The organism is Neochlamydia sp. TUME1 (assembly GCF_000813645.1).
Taxonomy (GTDB): Bacteria; Chlamydiota; Chlamydiia; order Chlamydiales; family Parachlamydiaceae; genus Neochlamydia.
The window spans coordinates 18,559-35,752 of sequence record NZ_JRXI01000032.1; the positions used below are offsets into that span (position 1 = coordinate 18,559).

A 17,194-nucleotide genomic window follows, 5' to 3' on the forward strand; every position below is an offset into this window, starting at 1 on the left:
AAGGCTCGTTTGTGGTCTCAAAATTTTGATTGAGATTTCAAAGTCGGCGCTTTATATTTTTTGCTTTTTTTTGAGGTTATATTTTGTAAATCCAACCTTTTAGATAAAAAATCTCAAAAAATTTAAATTATGCAACCTATTGATTAATCTTTCCTATTCATTCTTTAACCTACCATTTTTCTTAAAATAAATAGGCATAATTTTTCATTTATAACTTCTTTATACTTCTCATTCTTAAAAAATCAGCTAGAACCTTTATAGTTCTGTACTCTTTTTCGTCTGGTTCTCTAGGGCTCTAGAGGGAATAAGATTTAGGAAATCCTCTAGAGTTCATGCCTATTTAAACTTATGCATGATATAATTTGTTATAGCAGCCTAAAAAAAATCTTAGCAAGTTTTATCCGCTATTTTGTTATCAACTTTTTTCTTGCCTCTATATAATCAGCCAATGAAGCTTTTCCTTCAGATAATAAATTGTTAAAGGATAAAAATAGTTGGCCTTTTAAATAAAAAGGAAGGGTGCCTTCACCGCTTTTTAGTGTTAGCTCTTCCCATTCTTTCCAGGTGGCAAGCTCATCTGTAAAAAGAGACAACTGTTGCTGCAGCATGGCTATTCTTAATAAGTTAAGAGCATACAAAAAAGTTCCATATTGCAGTTTTTCGGGTGTATCTTTAAAGGCTTGTGCCTGTTCTAACATCCGATTTCTTAGGTTAAGTGCTGCTTTTAAGCCTTCTTCATATTTTTCGTTAGCCAGTAAAAGGGTTGCCTGGGCATAGCTGGTATAGAAAGGATCATTCTCATAGGCTGTCCGTTTAATTGCTGAGGTTGCATACAGACTAGCTTCTTCATTTTTTCCTCTTAATAATAATGTTTCAGCAATTAATCCTTCATATTTGGGGTATAATTCGGGATGCGCTGCCATGATTGCATGAAGATCTTTTAGCGCTTCTACTTCTGCAGCAGGATCGCTAATGTCTTTAGAGGAGGTAAAAAGAGAAAATTCTTTCTCAGCGCGTACAAAATCAGCTTCAGAAACGGCATGTCGCCATATAAATTGGAAGAGAATAAAGACGAAAATGATAAGCCCCAAAAAAGAATAAAGAAGAATTTTTCCGTTATCAGAGGCCCATTGAGTAAAAGGATGCGCTAGGAGAGCATCTGACCAAGAGAGGGGCGTATCGGAGGAGAGGGATGGGCGGTTTAGGTTTTTTTTCATAGTTGAGGACTTTTTTGCTTGATTTTTGCGCTGTCTCGAACGAATATCATATAACATGTTTATTTATTGTAAAGTTAAAAGTAAAACGTATGAATGTTTCCCAGGAAAAACTTTCTTTGTTCGAAGAATTGCGGAATGTGCCGCTCGATCATATTGATATAAGTCCTTTTCAGCCTAGACGGCAGTTTGCTGAAGCTGAGTTAAAAGAATTGGCCGAATCTATAAAAGCCGTGGGCTTAATTCATCCACCTATTGTTAGACCTTTGGAAAATTCTTTGCATTATGAGCTGGTGGCAGGAGAAAGGCGTTTGCGTGCTGCCAAGCTAGCAGGCTTACTTGAAATTCCTGTGCTTGTGCGATCGTCAAGTCATATACTTTCTGCCCAAGCTGCTTTAATTGAAAATATTCAGCGAGTGGATTTAAATCCTATCGAGATTTCTAAAGCCCTATCCAGCTTGATGGAAGAATTTAAATTTAGCCAAGAAAAGCTAGCCGCATCGGTAGGAAAAAAACGTTCGACGATTGCTAATTATCTACGTTTATTGTCTTTACCTAATCTTATACAAGATAGCTTAAGTAAAAATCTAATTACCATGGGGCATGCTAAAGCTATCTTAGCGGTGGAAGGAGCCGAAAAGCAAGTTTATTTGCATGAACTGATTCTAAGGGAGAGTTTAAGTGTGCGTGAAGCTGAAAAAGCGGTGCAAAAACTTAAGCAAAAAATTAAGCAAAAAAAACTCTCTTATGAAACGCGTGATTTTTATTTAGAGCAGTTAGCAGAAAAACTGCAGTATAAATTAGGCACTAAAGTTTTTATCCGCGCAAGGGGGCGGCAGGGCCGTATCTCTATCGATTATTTTAACCTCGACGATCTTGAGCGTTTGTTAGAGGCTTTGGGAGTCAGGGAATAAAAATTACGCCACTTTTATTTGAAAATTGATCGCTCTTTTCTTACCTCCTCCATGGGATTTGTTTAATCATCGATGGGGCTTTTATAGGTCATATTTGAGCTTTTACCTCAGCAGGTAGCTGATTTTTTTTTAGTTTTTTATGGAAAGAAACGCTGAGAATAAACACGGAGAGCTTTAAAATATTAACTAAACAAGCTAGACTGCAGGCTGGGTAGATTAATCTCCTATCAAGGTGGTATAACACTTTCTCATAGGGTAAACATAGCTTTTTAAACTGAGTTTGTGAGTCTATCTGCTTAGCATACGCATTATCTAGAGGATAAAGCTTTTTAGAAAATTTGATTTTTAGATCCCTGGAATAAGTTTTTTTCAAAAAATTATAAAATAAAATTAGCCCCTCATTCTCATGTCTTTATGGAAGCCTGTAGTAATGGGGAATGATTTTAGTTTTCTGGTTTTTATTGTTCTTAGAAGATATAGGCGCTCAGGGGGTGGATACCAAGCTTTAGATGCGTTTCTGCCGGCATCCGCGAAGCCAAAAATGCTTACAAATAGCTATTTTTCCTCTTTGTTGCATGTTTTCCTTCATCCTCAGCGACTTAAGTAAATATGCCTCCATGGCCGCTTGCTAAAGATATGTTAATAATCACTTAACTGTAGGCATCAGCAAATATAAGTGTAGCTCTCTCTTCCTCTGTTTTTCTGTATCAAAGGTTCCCATGTAAGTGAGGTCTCTGTCTCTTCTTTGACTCCTAGGATAGAAGGAGCTAATGGAAAACTTTCTTGGGATTTTTATTACCCTTTTTCCCAGTATTTACCTCAATTTTTTACATCTAGCAAAAAATAAACCTATCTTTTATTAATTAAGTTGTAATCTAATTTTATATATTTAAAATATTAAAGAGTTAAAATTTTATACCTAATTATAATTTTTAATGCTATTATTATAAATAGGGTTTAATTTGAAAAGAAATTAATTAGGTAGGTCCTTAGAAAATTTCGCGCCCAAATAATTGGCTGTCCTTAGAAAGTTTATTTTATGAAAAATTTTTGCAAGTGAAAGTAAAAAATGAGGGACTGCATAATTTGCTAAAGAAAAAGTTTGAAAAAAATTATTTAAAAACCCGTAGATGTGCTAATTAGCAGCATGATCACATGTTAAAGATAAATAATCTAATAGAATGCTATCTAAAATTTATTAAAGGGAAAAGCTTCAATATAGCCGTTTTTTTAGAATAGAAAGGAATGCCCAGCTTCACTAGGTATTTAAATATAAATTTAATTGCAGTTATAACATTATCCTATAATTAACAAAGTGGAGACAACCTATGAGCTCAGGAAGTAATATGATTTCATCTTTAGAAAGCACCCTTGATGCCTATTATGATTTGTATAGTAAAACGCAAGAAAACAAAAATGATAGAAGCCAGAGGCCCATTTTGCTGCTTCGTACAGCTAATGGAGAAAAAACCCTTGAAGTTTTAAGTGATAGAAGCCAGCTTCCGTTTTTGCAGAAAATTTTAGCTTATCTAGGTAAAGGAGAAGCCAGCTTAAGTAAGGTAGCCAATTTTTTACGAGAAAAGAATCAAGAAATAAAAACCCCCACCGCTAGAAAAGCTCTTCAGCATCTTGATGAAAAAATTGTTAACCTGAATATGCGCCGCTGGCTTTGCTCTATTGATCCCATTTTTACTACAAAAACTATGGGTATTCAAAGTTGGGGATGTGGGGCCTCGGCGACTTATCATTCAGAAAATGGTGAGGAGGGAGTCTTAGATTTCGTTCATATTTTTCCTGAATGTGCCACTGCTTATATTGCAGACGGAACAGGTCATGGTAACCCAACAGTTAGAGCTAATAAATTAGAGCCCATTTGGGATAAGTTTAATAGAGATTTTGTAAGCAGATTCAAAAGTGAAATGTTGGGCACTCATGATAAAGCACAAGTTTTACATTTTATGAAAAGTATCTTATTAGATATTAACACTTCTTTTGAAATAGCTGGCACAGCATCTACCTTTAGTATGGCAATTATTGTAGAAATAAATCAAAAAAAATATGTCTGTTCCGCACATGTGGGGGATAGTTCCTTATGGCATGAAACTAAAGGGGAAATTCACCGCCTTACGCCCGAAAGTCCGCTAGAATTGTCTTCGCTAAGTAAAAATTCATCCATTCATTTAAGGATAAAAGAAGTGCAGACGGGAGACAAAATTTATGGATTTACGGATGGAGTTACAGATTTTTTGCCTGCTGAAGTTCTGCATTCTATTCTATGCCATCAGCCGATCGATCCCCTCAACCTTTTGGAGGAAATTAAAACGGCTATCGTCCACCCCACCTTCCAGAGAGACAATTATGTTAATGTTAAAAAATTAGATCCTACGAATAAAAACTATAGTGATGATATTGCCGCTTTTGTCATGGTAGTCCCTTAAGGTCAAATTTTGTATATAAGCTTTAGATCCCTTACCTTTGGAAATCATGGAAGCTGATGGTTAAATTTAAATTTTTTACTTCTTGGGCTTTTACGGAAGTAAAGCTGGCTAAAAGCTTTAAGAAAAATAAAAAGCGCCTTAGCCTTTTCAATAGATTCGTTAGCATGCCCTTTAAAAGGGCTAAATCTGCATACCCCATCCTCTAAAAGCTGCTTTCTCTACTTAAAGAGAGGGTTTAAAGGATGGGGTTGCATAAGAAGTATCTTAAAAGCGCATTATTTAACTTTTTTTATGCTCCTCACCTTAGAATCTTAAAGATCTTGCTGTTTCCTAACATGTTTTATTTTATTTAATAAAATTTTACATAAGTTAATAAGCTCAACTCAATGACAGGGCTATCTTTGCTCTCTTAAGAGAGGTCATTATCTTATTTATCCTTTATCTATATTTTGTTATACCCATCTGTAATAAAGTAAGTGTATGCAAAATATTTCTTTTGAAATCGATCCCTGGGGATCCATACTAGCATTGGTTTTGCTTAGCCTATGTTATGGCCTAGCAAGGAAAAAAGAACACATGAGAAAATCGTCCCTACTATTTTCTCATCTACACCCTTCTTTTCTTAACGCTGGATGGAAAACCACCTTCTCTCAGCTTCCTCTTTGGCTTCATGGGGGCGGATTAATTTTATTTTTAGTCGCTTTAACAGATCCGCATCTTTTTGTGCGCAGGCCTCCTCTAGCTGTAGCTGAAAAAGGCGATAAAAATTTTCTTCCAACGGAGGGAATCGCTATTTACTTATTGCTTGATCAATCTGGCTCTATGGCAGAAGAGGTGACAGCCACCCTTGACAGTAAACGACAAAATATTTCCAAAGAAGCTCTCCTTAAACAAGTCACAAAAGAATTTATCCAAGGAAATCCTTCAGCAGGCTTAAAAGGAAGAGCTAACGATCTTATAGGACTCATCACCTTTGCTAGAGTGCCTCATATTCTCTCTCCTTTGACCCTAGACCATCAACAGATTTTAAAAGCTTTAGCTCATATCCAGGTAGTAAAAAAACAAGAAGATAATGGCACGGCCATGGGTTATGCGATTTACAAAACTGTTAGCATGATTGCTGCTACCAAGTATTATGCTAATCATTTAGCTCAAAAAAATCAGCCTGCTTATAACATAAAAAATTCTATTATTATCTTAGTGACAGATGGCCTGCAAGATCCTAATATTTTAGACAAAAATAGCCTTTGGCGTAATTTAGGACTAAAAGAGGCGGCAGTTTTTGCAAAAGAAAAGGGGGTGCGCCTTTATTTTATCAATATTGATCCTAGGATTTATGCTGATCAGCTATCTTCTCAGCGGCGACAAATGGAAGAAATTACGCAATTGACGGGAGGACGTTTATTTATATTAAATGATCCTGGGGAGATGAAAACGGTATATGCCACGATTGATCGCCTAGAAAAAAGTATTCTTCTTTCGCAGGAGTTTGCGGGAGGAAAGCCTCCTATCTATCAGCAGATTTCATTTTCTCCCTATTTAATAGCAGGCGGAATGTTAATGGTATGGCTTGCCATTGTCTTGCAAACGACTCTTCTAAGGAAGGTTCCATGAACTTTAAGGGGCTTTATTATACTTTTCCCCAAGCAAGCTATTTACTATTTTTTATTGTCCTATTTTTCTTATTATTTTGGAGGCTTTATTGCCACCGTCTAAAAATCTTTGCTCATTATACGAGTAAAGATAAACTGCCCTATGTATTAATGGCCCAGTCTAAGCTTAGCTGGGGCTTAAAGGTAACGGCAGTATGTGGAGCTTGGATGTTCCTTTGCTTAGCTTTAATGCAGCCTAAAGGCCATCCACATTATTCTCAAGAGTCGATAGAACACCTTCAAAACACGCATGACGTTAAGCGTATGCAACCTCATGAAGTTGTTTTTTTTGATCGACGCTTCTGCGTCGATGAGCCTATTAGATGGACGACTAGGCGAAAGTCGTTTAGAGAATGCTAAGAATATTGCTGATCAGGTAATAAGCCGCCTGCAAGGGCAGTCAGCATCGCTTTATGGGTTTACTTCAGAGGTGACCAAGCTATCTCCGCCTTCTATGGATTACCTCTTTATGCGGCTCATGCTACAGCATTTAACGATTAATGAAGGTGATGTAAGTGGAACTGATCTAAAAGATATGCTTCGCTATCTGCATGAACATTATCTAACATCTTCAACCTCTTCTATTAAAACTATTATTATCATTTCTGATGGTGGCGATAATCGTCTGGAAGAGTTAGAGGGAAGAGCTCGTCTAAATTATATCAAGGAGCTAGAGGCTTTATTAGGTTCTCTGCCAAAAACATACATTCATACGATTGGTGTAGGCACATTGAAAGGTCTAGAAATTCCTCATGTAATGGATAAAAACAAAAAAATCATTTCTCAGCTAAACGAAGATATTTTGAAAGCTTTAAGTGAAAAAGGGGAGGGACGCTATTACGCAGGCTATGCTTTTCCTGCTACTGCTATCGCAGAGGATCTTGCTGCTCAAATTTCTAAAGTGGATACTTTTTCTCTTAGTGAGGCAAGGCAAGCCTTAAATGTAGAGGAAGATTTAAAGTATGATTCCTATTACCAGTTTCCTTTAAGTTTAGCTATCCTCTTGTTGGCTTTTTACCTATTATGGCCCGATACTGCTCTTTCTTCATCTTCTTCTTTTCGTTTAAATAAATTTTCAGTCCTCTTATTCATCTGCTTTTTTTTCTTAAGCAAACTTACTGCTATGGAAAATCTGCAGGAGTCGATGCAACGGGGAGCCGATTATTTTTCAGCTAAAAATTATGTCGAAGCAGCCAATATCTATCAGAAAATGCTAGCAGAAGATCTCTCTGCATGGCAAAAAAGTGTGGTGAACTATAATTTAGGGACTGCTTTGGCGGCACAAGGAAAGCAAGAGGAAGCTATCGAGATATTGCAGGCTTTATCAAGGGACAAGACTAGCGCGCCTTTATTAAGGTATCGCGTCCTTAGAAATCTTGCTCTTGCTAACTTCTATCAGGGGGAGAGGTTAAGCCAAGTTCCGCAGGCTTTTTCGTCACCTCTTCAAGATTCTTATTTTAAAGCGCTTTACTTTTTTAAACGTTTTCTAGAAAAAATTCCTTTAGTTCAAGAAGCTGAATGTCAACTATTAAAAATTAGCGGGCAAGATGAGTGCCAAAAGGCTTATCCTTTAGGCCGAGCAGCTACTCTTTCCAAAATGGTTATGGTAGACATACGCGAAAAAGCTAGAGAGAATCTTATGGTGCAGGCAGCACCCCCACAAAGTCTTCCTTGGTTAGCAACAGGATTGCAGCTGCTCAAGCAAGATCTTAATTTTTTGTTGGAAAACCATCTGACAGCTTCTTTAGAAAATAAATATCGAGATCTTTTTAAGAGGCATGTAATGAGTTGGCTTCCGCTATGGAAAGCACTTACCATTCAACTACAGAGAGATAAAAATTTTTTCTTATTGGAAAGAGCTGCCAAACATTTTAATCAGATAGCTCCCTTAATTTCAAAGAGCGATTTTACTGCCGCTGAAGCTAGCCTAGAAATAGCAATGGAGGGGCTAGAGCATTTTATGCATCTTCTTTTTGCGCAAGATTCTTTTCAAGAGAATATAGCCAGTCTTTTAAATGATTTTTCACTAGCCGCTTTACAAGATCCTTTAGAATTTAATACGCTGCTTTTCTTAAAGCAAAAACTGGATAGGATTTCCTTGCCCTCAGAACATGAGAGGCTTAAAGCTGGTATGGAGGCTATCGAAAACAATTTACAGGCTAGTTTTGGCCAGCTTCAACTTTTGCAAGATTTAAAAGCTCAATTGTATTTTAATGAATCTTTTCAGCAGTTAAGGCGTGTGCTTTTAATTCTTCATGCAGATATTCATGCTCGTCCAGATCTAGTCCTTGAAGCTGCTATAGGCGAACAGAGGCATGCATTAGCTCAGGCAAGGCTTCTCGCTCGTTTGCAAGAAAGCCAAGCTCAAACTGCGCGTGAGGCAGATTTGTTTATTCTTTCCTCCCAGGAATATTTGCTAACATTTTCCTCCTATTTTCATCAAGCTGCCTATGCCCAGCAACTTGCAAAGTTTAATGCCAGTGCTTCCTCGGCGGGGAGGGAAGAACGCTGTCAATTTTCTCCCTGGAACGAAGTGTTTCCTTTATTTCAGCAAGGAAATAGGCTGGCTAAAAAAATCGTAGACCTTGTTCAAGCTTCGTCGTTAGATTTACCTAGGCTTGTGAAGGCTCAGGAAAAAGTGTTGGCTATCTGGCAAGAGGCCCTCACAAAGATGAAAAAACCTAATAAAACAGGTAAGTGCTCTATGGAACCTAATTTACAAACTTCATCTCCTCAGCCTTTTCAATCATCTTTTGAAGAGATGGCACGTTTGATTCAGCAGATGAATATGCAAGATCAACCGCTGCCTTCTCAACCTGCTCTCATCAAAGAAGGTTTAAAGCCATGGTAGCTTTTCTTTTTTATCGTTTGGAACTGAAGTGGATTCTAGGTTTTTTAGGGTTTATCTTGATTCAATCTTCTGTCTTAGCAAATATCTCTGTAAGTGCTTTTCTTGATCCAGCTACTTTGCATCAAGGGTGGCCCTTAAAAGGCACATTAGAAGTTACGCATAATAGCGATCAGAAAGTAGAGGAATCAAGTGCCCTTTTAAACGATCGATTTTTAAAGATTGATGTGCTACGAAGTGTAAGAATCTCTCCCGACAGTCCATTAACCGTCAGCATTTATCAATTTACTCTGCCTCCTCAAAATCAAGGAACCTACACACTTTCTTCTTTATCTTTAAAAGTGGATGGGAAAACCTTTAAAACTTTGCCTATTACTTATGAAATTCAAGCTCCTCTTGCCTCTCCTTTAGTATCATCGGATGAAAACCTTAAGTCTACTCTTCAGCTGCAGGCTTATAGCGAAGGTCTTAAAGAATTATATCCAGGCCAAGAAACAAAATTAGTTTATCGCTATATATATAAAGGCAATATCGCTCTTTTAAAAGAAGTATTGCCTATGTTGGAAGCTGAAGGGTTGCAGAAAGTAGGCCGTCCCGATATCCGCACCTGGACAGAAAAAGATTTAAGCTTTTTTGAAATTTCTCAGCAAGTTCAAGCGGTTAAACCTGGAGACTATGCTTGGGGGCCTTCTAGGATCGAAGGAGTGGTATATGTGGAAGATGCTAGAGGCAATAAACAGTTTACAGCCACTCATCTTAGCTCTCAGGCGCCCATTGTTAAACTAATCGTAAAACCTTTTCCGTTAGAAGATCAGCCAGCTTCTTTTAATGGAGCTTTTGGAGAATTTACGATGGATATAAACTTACTGAGTGCGGCAACCCTTAACGAGGGAGATCCTGTGTTTGTGAGGGTAAGCATTAAAGGCAAAACCTCGAATTGGGATAGCGTTTCTCTTCCTGAAATTTGCTGCCAACCAGGCTTTAGTGGCCTTTTTAAAGAAAATGACCTTCCTGCGGTAGGTAGAAAAGAAGATCATAGCAAACATTTTGAGATAAAGCTTTATCCTCTCTCTACAGATATTAAAAGTCTACCTTCTATTCAATTTTCTTATTTTGATCCTAAAAGCGAGGAATATAAAATTTTGCATAGCCCTCCTATTGCTCTTACTATTTCTCCTAGCAAGAATATTTTACCTACTGATCGGGTCTCTTCTCTCCCTATAAACTTTCAAAGCCAGGAGACGTTAGCAGAATGGATAAAAAGCTATCAGCCTCTGCCTTCTTTAGCTTTTTATGCCATGCGATCTTTAGAACCTGCAGATTTAAAGAATAAAATTTTGGGTTCTTGGTGGGTAATAGGGTTAATTCCTTTAAGTTTAGGAGTAGTAGGGCTGCAATATAAATTACAAATCTCCTGGAAAATTCAAGGAAGGAAAGTAAAAAAGAAAACGAGCCTATGCATATATAAAGAAATGTTGAAGGCTCCTCAAAATTCTCCTCTCTTTTTTGAATTGCTTCATCGATTGTTAATCCAGCAATTATTTGAATGCGGCCTAATTAATCACCAAGAAGCTCTAGGAGTAGATCTGCCTTTGGAGGGGGTTGCGGGCGAAGTACGTGCTTTGCTGTTGTCTATAGATTTTCAGCGTTATAGTGGCGCAGGGTCAGATGAAAAGCTCTATTTCCAAGCTTTAGAAGAAGGTCAGCGGTTGTACAAAAAACTCCAAGAGATTAAGTATGGTTAATAAAACTGTTTATTTGTATGTTTTGGTAAGCCTAGCAGCGGGATATGCTCTCTTAAATTTTTTCATCTTTCCTTTTTCCAATCCTTCCGTACCCCTCTTAGAGCAAGCGCGTGCAGCCTATCAAGAAGCTGCGCAATCTAACAATTTTTTTCATCGCCGCCAAGCCCTCAACAGATTACTGATGATTTATCATTCTTTAGATAAGCTTTATTGCCCTCTGCAGGGCAATGGTGTCCTGTATAGTAACTTGGCCGAAACCTATTATAATCTTGAGCAATATCCCTGGGCGGCTTTTTATTTCTATCAGTCTAAGCGCTTAAGGCCACGCGATCTTGAGGTTGAGTTTAAATTAAAAGAAACGCTTGCTAAGTTGAAGATCCCTCCTACTCAGTCACCTTCTTCATTTAAAAAATTTTTTTCTTTCACTTTTATTTTTCTTTACCCGAGCGTCTAGAAATTTTATGTGTCTTCACTTTTCTTTTATGTAGCCTGGCCTCTTTATTGGTATGGAAAAATTATGTAGGGCTAAAACTTCTGGTGGGTAGCGTAGCGCTTGTAAACGCCTTATTTTTTGTAGCATCATTTATAGCCAATATTTTGAGCCTATAGAAGGTGTTTTGATTCATGCGACCCACTTATATGGAGAAAAAAATCTTAACTCGGCTTTAGTCACTTTGCAACCTTTAAGAGGAGGATGTAAAGTAGAGGTGTTGGAATCTGGAAAACAGGGAAGGGTGTTAAAAATACGAACCCCCGATCATTTAATAGGTTTCATTTCTCAAGAATCTATTCGCTTTTTAAGGCCTTAAAAATTGGATTGAAAATATTTGTAAGAGGCTAAGCTACCTTAAACTCATGAGCATTTTGCATAGCTTTTACCTATTTGTAGTTCTTAGTTTGCGCTTGTCACTAATATGAATTTTTTGATATTCTAGTCAGCACATTACTTTTGGAGAAAAAGAATGATAGCACAAGACAGTGATAGGCCACCGCTGAGTGAAAGTAATTCAGAGTCATGGAGCTTACCAAGCTCAAACTTTTGCCCTGTTTTAAGCAACTCTTCTCTTACTCTAAAAAACACTCTAGACGGTACTTTAAAAAACACTCTAGAATTTGACAGAAAATGCCGAGCCTTAGAAGGGTTGTTTGTAGAGCTGCAAGATCGGGTCCATCAAATGGAAAAGCACCTTTCCCAAGTTAGAAATTATTAAATGTTGATAACTCCTTTATTCCTTTAAATTTTCGCCTGTTTTTTAATTTAACTTTAATAGCGCTTTCGCCTCCAAACCTCTTTATCTTTCTTGCTTACTTACCTAGATTATTTATTATAAATATGATATGATTTTTTATATAAAAAAGGGTGGCATACTCCTATGAATATTGAGCAACGTGCTTTGTTTAATTCTTTGCGTATCAATTGGTTGTTAAATCCTAATACCCAGGTGCAACCTTGGCAAGTTGAAGATTATCGTCTTCTTTCTCATGAAGAGTTATTTGACAGATTACGTCAAAAAGATATGGCTTTAGATAAAATTTCCCTGCTGGCTTTGGCGCAAGATGTGGATTCACCAGAGGAATTGTGCGAGGGTTTAGTCGCAGATTTAAATTTAGAGGCAAGTGAGCAAGATCAAATATATTTAGTGGTTTTCGAATTATGGCGCCGTTTTGTAAATGAAAAACCCTGTTTATCTATTTTTTGCGATGAATTAGATCATCAAATTTTTGCTTATGATCAAGGGAAATGTGCTTATCCAGCAGACATTCAAGATGCAATGGCTAATCTAGAAATGATTCTTGGTAAGCATGCTGATGAGGGAGCTGACCCGTTAAAGATATTCGAAAGCGTATCGCAAGGATGTGCCCATGATTTAGAAACATTTTTATATGATTATATTGCAGAGCAGATTGATGGCCATCATTATCCTTATGCGGCTGATCTGCTAGAGAGTTTTGGACCTTATTGTAAGGATGTAGCTTGGTTTGATTTTTTACGGGCGCGTCTTTTTTATCATTCTGACCCCGAAAACTCGGATAAAATGATCTTACATATCATTCAAAGCATTAAAAAAGCGCAGGATTTAGATTTGAGCTTAGAAGTCCTTACTTTTTTATCTAATGGAGGCAATCCTGAACTATTTCGTCTACTTGTCCGTCAAACATTTCCTATGCTTGAGACAGAAGAAGACTTTCAAGAGCTTTTGACAATCTGCGCCGACTACTATCATTTACTAGATCAAGAGCAAGAAGAGCAAAAAAATTCAAAAAATTTTAAAGCAAAGAGCTTCTCATGCTTTAGAAAATCCAATCCACCTTAAAGATACCAAACTTATAGAGCTTGTGAAAATGTTTAAATAAAAAAGGAAAGTATTTTTATTGAACTTAAGCTCTTTATTCTTAATACTATAAGTAACTGAAAAAAGGTTTTTTTAATCCGTTTTAGCTCTTTTAGAATCAACCACTTAAAAGCTCTTTTCCCTTTTCTTCTAAGGAGGATTTAAAAAAAAAGTCGATATTGACTTTTAAGGCAAAAAGAGAGATACCTTGGACGTTTAAAAACACAAGCAGTAGTGGTTTTTTGCTTTTATACCACAACATCTTGTGTTTTTAGAAAAGAGAGAAAGAGAGAGCTTTAAAATATTTTATCTATGGAAGGATTAAAGATCATGACAAAACCAACAGCAAGGGCTATGGCCACAGCTTTGAGAACATATCATCGCCCTATTAATGAGGGAGAAACTTTGCTAGAAAGTTGGGATCAAGTTGTTGAACGAGTAATTAGCCATCAGCACTGGCTGTGGGAAAGAGCTTTAGGGCGTAATCTGAGTGATCGCGAGGATGACGAATTGGAAGAGCTACGCGGGCTTATTCTTAATCGTCAAGTAGCACCTGCCGGCAGAACTTTATGGTTGGGTGGAACGGAGTTGAGCCGTAAACGTGAGTCTAGCATGTTTAATTGTTCTTATACCCATGTGGAAACAGTCTATGATATTGTCGATGTGCTTTGGCTCTTGTTACAAGGTTGTGGTGTAGGCTTTAGGCCTATTACTGGCACTCTAAATGGTTTTCGTAGACCTTTGCAAGAGATTCGGGTGATTCGTTCTAATCGAACAGGCAAAGGTGGCGAGCAGAATAATGTAGAAACTTATGATTCTGCAACGAAGATATGGACAATTAAAGTCGGAGATTCAGCGATTGCTTGGGCAAAAGCTGTGGGTAAGCTGGTGGCAGGTAAATATCCTGCTAGAACTTTAGTACTTGATTTTTCGGAGATCCGACCTGCAGGGACACGCCTTAAAGGGTATGGCTGGATTTCATCGGGAGATGAGCAAATTGCTAAAGCTTTTAAAGCGATTGCTAAAATTTTATCCGACCGTGCTGATCAGCTTCTGACTCGTATTGATATCTTAGATATCGTCAACTGGCTGGGTACCATTCTTTCTAGCCGCCGCTCAGCCCAGATTGCGCTATTTGAATATGCCCAACCAGAATGGGAAGAGTTTGCGGTAGCAAAAAAAGAATGGTGGCTTAAAGGGAATGCTCATCGTCAGCAATCTAATAATAGCCTTCTTTTTCGCCAGAAACCAACCAAAGCAGAATTAGAAAGCCTCTTTCAACTCATGATGGATTCGGGGGGATCCGAACCTGGTTTTATTAATGCCATGGAAGCTGAAAGACGGGCACCTTGGTTTAAAGGCTGCAATCCTTGTGTAGAAATTCTTCTAGGTAATAAAAGTTTTTGCAACTTAACCGAGGTAAATGTATTAGCTTTTAAAGGGGATAAAATTGGCTTAGAGAGAGCTCTTTATCTAGCCGGCAGAATGAACTACCGTCAAACAATGGTTAACTTAAGAGATGAAATTCTTCAAGAAGCTTGGCATCTCAATAATGATTTTCTTCACTTATGTGGAGTGGGCTTAACAGGCATTCGTGCAAGAAGTGATCTGACTGCCTATGATTACAAGCGTATGCGTAATATCACTGTAAGTGCGGCTTATAGCATGGCTAATGAGCTTAATTCTCCTTTGCCTAAAAACGTCACTTGTGTGAAACCTAGTGGCACCTTAAGCAAAATCATGGGAACAGAAGAATGGGGGGAAGTGCCAGAAGGAGTGCATTTGCCGCTAGGAAAATATATTTTTAATAATATCACTTATTCTAAGCATGATCCTTTAGTGGGACGTTTTCGAGCTGCAGGTTATACGGTGGTAGAAAAACCTTACGAGCCAGAATCTGTACTTGTTAAATTTCCTGTAAAATTTGAGAACATTTCGTTTACGCGGATGATGGTCACCAGAAAGAATGGTAAAGTGGAAGAAGTAGAGGTAAACACCGATTCGGCTGTTTATCAGCTCGAGTGGTATAAGCTTTTACAAGAAACCTGGTGTGAGCAGAATGTTTCCAATACTATCTCTTACGATCCTTCCGAGGTTCCTGCTATTATTGACTGGCTGTTAGAAAATTGGGATACTTATGTAGGAGTTTCCTTCTTATTTCGCAATGATCCTACGAAAAATGCCGAAGACCTAGGATATGCTTATTTACCGCAGGAAGTGGTCACTAAGGAAAACTATGATACCTATGTGGCTAAGTTGAAAGATATCGATTATTCAGGCATTGAAATGCGCGATGAAGAGTTAGAAGCTGCTTGTGCAACAGGTGCCTGTCCCGTTCGTTAAAGCTACACGATAATTTAAAAAAGAGACTAAATAGCAAGCATTGGACCTTAACTTGCTATTTAGTTATCTTTAAATTAGCAATCTACTAGCAATAGATTTTATATTAAAAAAAATTAATTTTGCTTATTATAGTTGCTAATAGAATGTAGGAGTTAGACATTTTAAAGGGGAAAGAAATTTTTACCAGAGTTTGATTTTTAATCTTGACTCTTACTAAAGAGATTTTATCAGCTAGTTCTTTAAGGCTTTTCTTATCGACCGCGTAAAAGAAGCTTTAAGAAACTTAGTCATCGCACGTAAGTTGTTTTTAGGTAGCTAGCTTGCCTATGGTGCAAGATGAAGGGAAGTGCTTTAGACCTGTATCACAACTCTTTATCGGCAAACAAGATCGATTCTAGCTTTTCTGGCAGAAGCCATACCTACAATACGTAGTAGGTAAACTATTACCTACAAAATTTTTTATATGTAAGCGATCTGGGGATCGTGCTCTTTAAATTTTTGAGGTGGAGGAATCCATATGAAGCAAAAAGGGCAGCCCCTAGAAAAGCTAGCAATTTGCAAGCATCTTTAAATTTATAGATGCCTGCAGAATCGCATCTTAAGCTTGCTATACTCTGGCACCTTTTACAAAAACTTGCCCCACGCGCCAAATGATGATATTACCTCTCAATAGGCCCACTCATCTTCACTCATCATTGACCTTAACTTGGGTGAATTTTGTTCGTCTGCCCATCTGGCAAGCTTAAATTTTAAACTTAGCTTAACTTGTGACATGTATAGTAGCCCGAATATTTTGACATAGTTGAGAAATTTCGGAAAAATTATGATGTTCAATTTTATCTCTTAAAGTAGAAATTCTATCAGCTAGCTCGTTGAGTTTTTGATTCTCTAAAGGCTTATCTTCCACTGGGCAGCTTTTTTCTAATAAGGGTCGATAAATTTCCTCTAGCTTCTGTATGTAGTCATCCAAGTCTTTTAAGTCTAAAGGAATAAAATCTTCAAGCTCATATTTGGCTAATTCTTCCCACGAAAATAAAAGGTCTTGTAGATGCTCACTAGCTTCTTGTAAAGACATGTTTTTAGTTTGAGTGTAAGCCAATAACCAAGGATCCTGCACATCTACTAATAGATTGTTGCTTAGTAAAGTGAGATGCTGTTGTTTGATTTTTAGATATTTTTCTACATCCTTAACCATTAGCTTATATTTTTCATAATTAACGGGATGGCTCTTTTTTATCAATTGATAATATAATTTCTCTAAATTAAATAGAAAATGGGTTTTAAGAGCTTTTGGCGCATAATATTTTATACGATTATAGGTATCTTTATTTAACTTTAAAGGGTTACTAAATGTTAAAGTAAACTTCTTTAAAAAATCTGCTCGAGCTGCCAAGTCATGATATTCTCCTCTAACAGGTACACTCATTTTTTCCCTACTTATATTTTATTAATGAAATTCTTTTTGTACGATTTTTAATAGTTTTTTGAATGTTTCTACCCTATCAGAAAGCACTGCTTCTTGTGAAGAGAGATCATTAGAGGAGGAAACATTTAATAATGCTGGTAATGCTTCCGAGTCTTCGCAAGCTTGTAATAAACTATGGGCTCCTTTACGAAAACCCTCTTGTAAGAAAAATCTAATTTTATCCTCTTTTTTTAAACTTTTTTGGTAATTTTCAGCTGTTACAGGATCATCTTTAAGTTTAA

At 37.2% G+C, this 17,194-nt stretch carries 14 protein-coding genes; 11 read left to right on the top strand and 3 right to left on the bottom strand.

Annotation, left to right across the window (positions count from 1 at the left end; all coding sequences use genetic code 11):
• Positions 1-404 precede the first annotated feature (404 nt).
• The gene (locus tag DB41_RS01490) at positions 405-1,217 is read right to left on the bottom strand and encodes a hypothetical protein (protein ID WP_039383561.1); all 813 of its coding nucleotides are present in this window, start codon (positions 1,215-1,217) and stop codon (positions 405-407) included.
• A gap of 89 nt (positions 1,218-1,306) precedes the next feature.
• Here DB41_RS01490 and DB41_RS01495 point away from each other — a divergent pair, with 89 nt between their 5' ends.
• From DB41_RS01495 to nrdJ, 11 genes are all read left to right on the top strand, one after another.
• On the top strand, positions 1,307-2,128 hold the full coding sequence (locus DB41_RS01495) for a ParB/RepB/Spo0J family partition protein (protein ID WP_039383563.1): 822 nt from the start codon (positions 1,307-1,309) through the stop codon (positions 2,126-2,128).
• Between the two features lie 1,346 nt (positions 2,129-3,474).
• Positions 3,475-4,566 carry a SpoIIE family protein phosphatase gene (locus tag DB41_RS01505; protein WP_039383566.1) on the top strand — a complete coding sequence of 364 codons (1,092 nt, stop codon included), beginning with the start codon at positions 3,475-3,477 and terminating at the stop codon, positions 4,564-4,566.
• Between the two features lie 480 nt (positions 4,567-5,046).
• The gene (locus DB41_RS01510) at positions 5,047-6,180 is read left to right on the top strand and encodes a VWA domain-containing protein (protein WP_039383568.1); all 1,134 of its coding nucleotides are present in this window, start codon (positions 5,047-5,049) and stop codon (positions 6,178-6,180) included.
• Positions 6,177-6,578: a hypothetical protein gene (locus DB41_RS11560; RefSeq protein ID WP_039383569.1), complete on the top strand. Its 402-nt coding sequence runs from the start codon at positions 6,177-6,179 to the stop codon at positions 6,576-6,578. The genes DB41_RS01510 and DB41_RS11560 overlap by 4 nt, the downstream gene beginning before the upstream one ends.
• Positions 6,508-9,069, top strand: coding sequence for a VWA domain-containing protein (locus DB41_RS01520; protein ID WP_238578395.1), 2,562 nt, complete (start codon positions 6,508-6,510; stop codon positions 9,067-9,069). Before DB41_RS11560 ends, DB41_RS01520 begins: the two co-directional genes overlap by 71 nt.
• Positions 9,063-10,811: a BatD family protein gene (locus DB41_RS01525; protein ID WP_039383572.1), complete on the top strand. Its 1,749-nt coding sequence runs from the start codon at positions 9,063-9,065 to the stop codon at positions 10,809-10,811. The genes DB41_RS01520 and DB41_RS01525 overlap by 7 nt, the downstream gene beginning before the upstream one ends.
• Positions 10,804-11,265 (top strand): hypothetical protein, encoded by a 462-nt coding sequence (locus tag DB41_RS01530; protein WP_039383574.1) that lies wholly within the window; start codon positions 10,804-10,806, stop codon positions 11,263-11,265. The genes DB41_RS01525 and DB41_RS01530 overlap by 8 nt, the downstream gene beginning before the upstream one ends.
• Positions 11,266-11,428: 163 nt before the next feature.
• On the top strand, positions 11,429-11,620 hold the full coding sequence (locus tag DB41_RS01535; protein WP_039383575.1) for a hypothetical protein: 192 nt from the start codon (positions 11,429-11,431) through the stop codon (positions 11,618-11,620).
• 153 nt (positions 11,621-11,773) lie between these two features.
• Positions 11,774-12,022 (top strand): hypothetical protein, encoded by a 249-nt coding sequence (locus DB41_RS01540; protein ID WP_039383577.1) that lies wholly within the window; start codon positions 11,774-11,776, stop codon positions 12,020-12,022.
• A 162-nt stretch (positions 12,023-12,184) separates the two neighbouring features.
• Complete coding sequence (locus DB41_RS01545; protein WP_039383579.1) at positions 12,185-13,126, top strand: hypothetical protein; 942 nt, start codon at positions 12,185-12,187, stop codon at positions 13,124-13,126.
• 348 nt (positions 13,127-13,474) lie between these two features.
• A complete protein-coding gene (gene nrdJ, locus DB41_RS01550; protein ID WP_039383590.1) occupies positions 13,475-15,487 on the top strand; it encodes a ribonucleoside-triphosphate reductase, adenosylcobalamin-dependent in 2,013 nt (670 codons plus the stop codon).
• Positions 15,488-16,247: 760 nt separating this feature from the next.
• Here nrdJ and DB41_RS01555 read toward each other — a convergent pair.
• Positions 16,248-16,913 carry a hypothetical protein gene (locus tag DB41_RS01555; protein WP_039383580.1) on the bottom strand — a complete coding sequence of 222 codons (666 nt, stop codon included), beginning with the start codon at positions 16,911-16,913 and terminating at the stop codon, positions 16,248-16,250.
• Between the two features lie 21 nt (positions 16,914-16,934).
• On the bottom strand, positions 16,935-17,194 hold a 260-nt coding region (locus DB41_RS11865; protein ID WP_039383582.1), incomplete at its 5' end, for a hypothetical protein.

Excerpts from the sequence above, each read along its gene's own strand:
- DB41_RS01490 (WP_039383561.1), bottom strand. The coding sequence starts at position 1,217 with ATGAAAAAAAACCTAAACCGCCCATCCCTCTCCTCCGATACGCCCCTC.
- DB41_RS01495 (WP_039383563.1), top strand. The coding sequence starts at position 1,307 with ATGAATGTTTCCCAGGAAAAACTTTCTTTGTTCGAAGAATTGCGGAAT.
- DB41_RS01505 (WP_039383566.1), top strand. The coding sequence starts at position 3,475 with ATGATTTCATCTTTAGAAAGCACCCTTGATGCCTATTATGATTTGTAT.
- DB41_RS01510 (WP_039383568.1), top strand. The coding sequence starts at position 5,047 with ATGCAAAATATTTCTTTTGAAATCGATCCCTGGGGATCCATACTAGCA.
- DB41_RS11560 (WP_039383569.1), top strand. The coding sequence starts at position 6,177 with ATGAACTTTAAGGGGCTTTATTATACTTTTCCCCAAGCAAGCTATTTA.
- DB41_RS01525 (WP_039383572.1), top strand. The coding sequence starts at position 9,063 with ATGGTAGCTTTTCTTTTTTATCGTTTGGAACTGAAGTGGATTCTAGGT.
- DB41_RS01530 (WP_039383574.1), top strand. The coding sequence starts at position 10,804 with ATGGTTAATAAAACTGTTTATTTGTATGTTTTGGTAAGCCTAGCAGCG.
- DB41_RS01540 (WP_039383577.1), top strand. The coding sequence starts at position 11,774 with ATGATAGCACAAGACAGTGATAGGCCACCGCTGAGTGAAAGTAATTCA.
- DB41_RS01545 (WP_039383579.1), top strand. The coding sequence starts at position 12,185 with ATGAATATTGAGCAACGTGCTTTGTTTAATTCTTTGCGTATCAATTGG.
- nrdJ (WP_039383590.1), top strand. The coding sequence starts at position 13,475 with ATGACAAAACCAACAGCAAGGGCTATGGCCACAGCTTTGAGAACATAT.
- DB41_RS01555 (WP_039383580.1), bottom strand. The coding sequence starts at position 16,913 with ATGAGTGTACCTGTTAGAGGAGAATATCATGACTTGGCAGCTCGAGCA.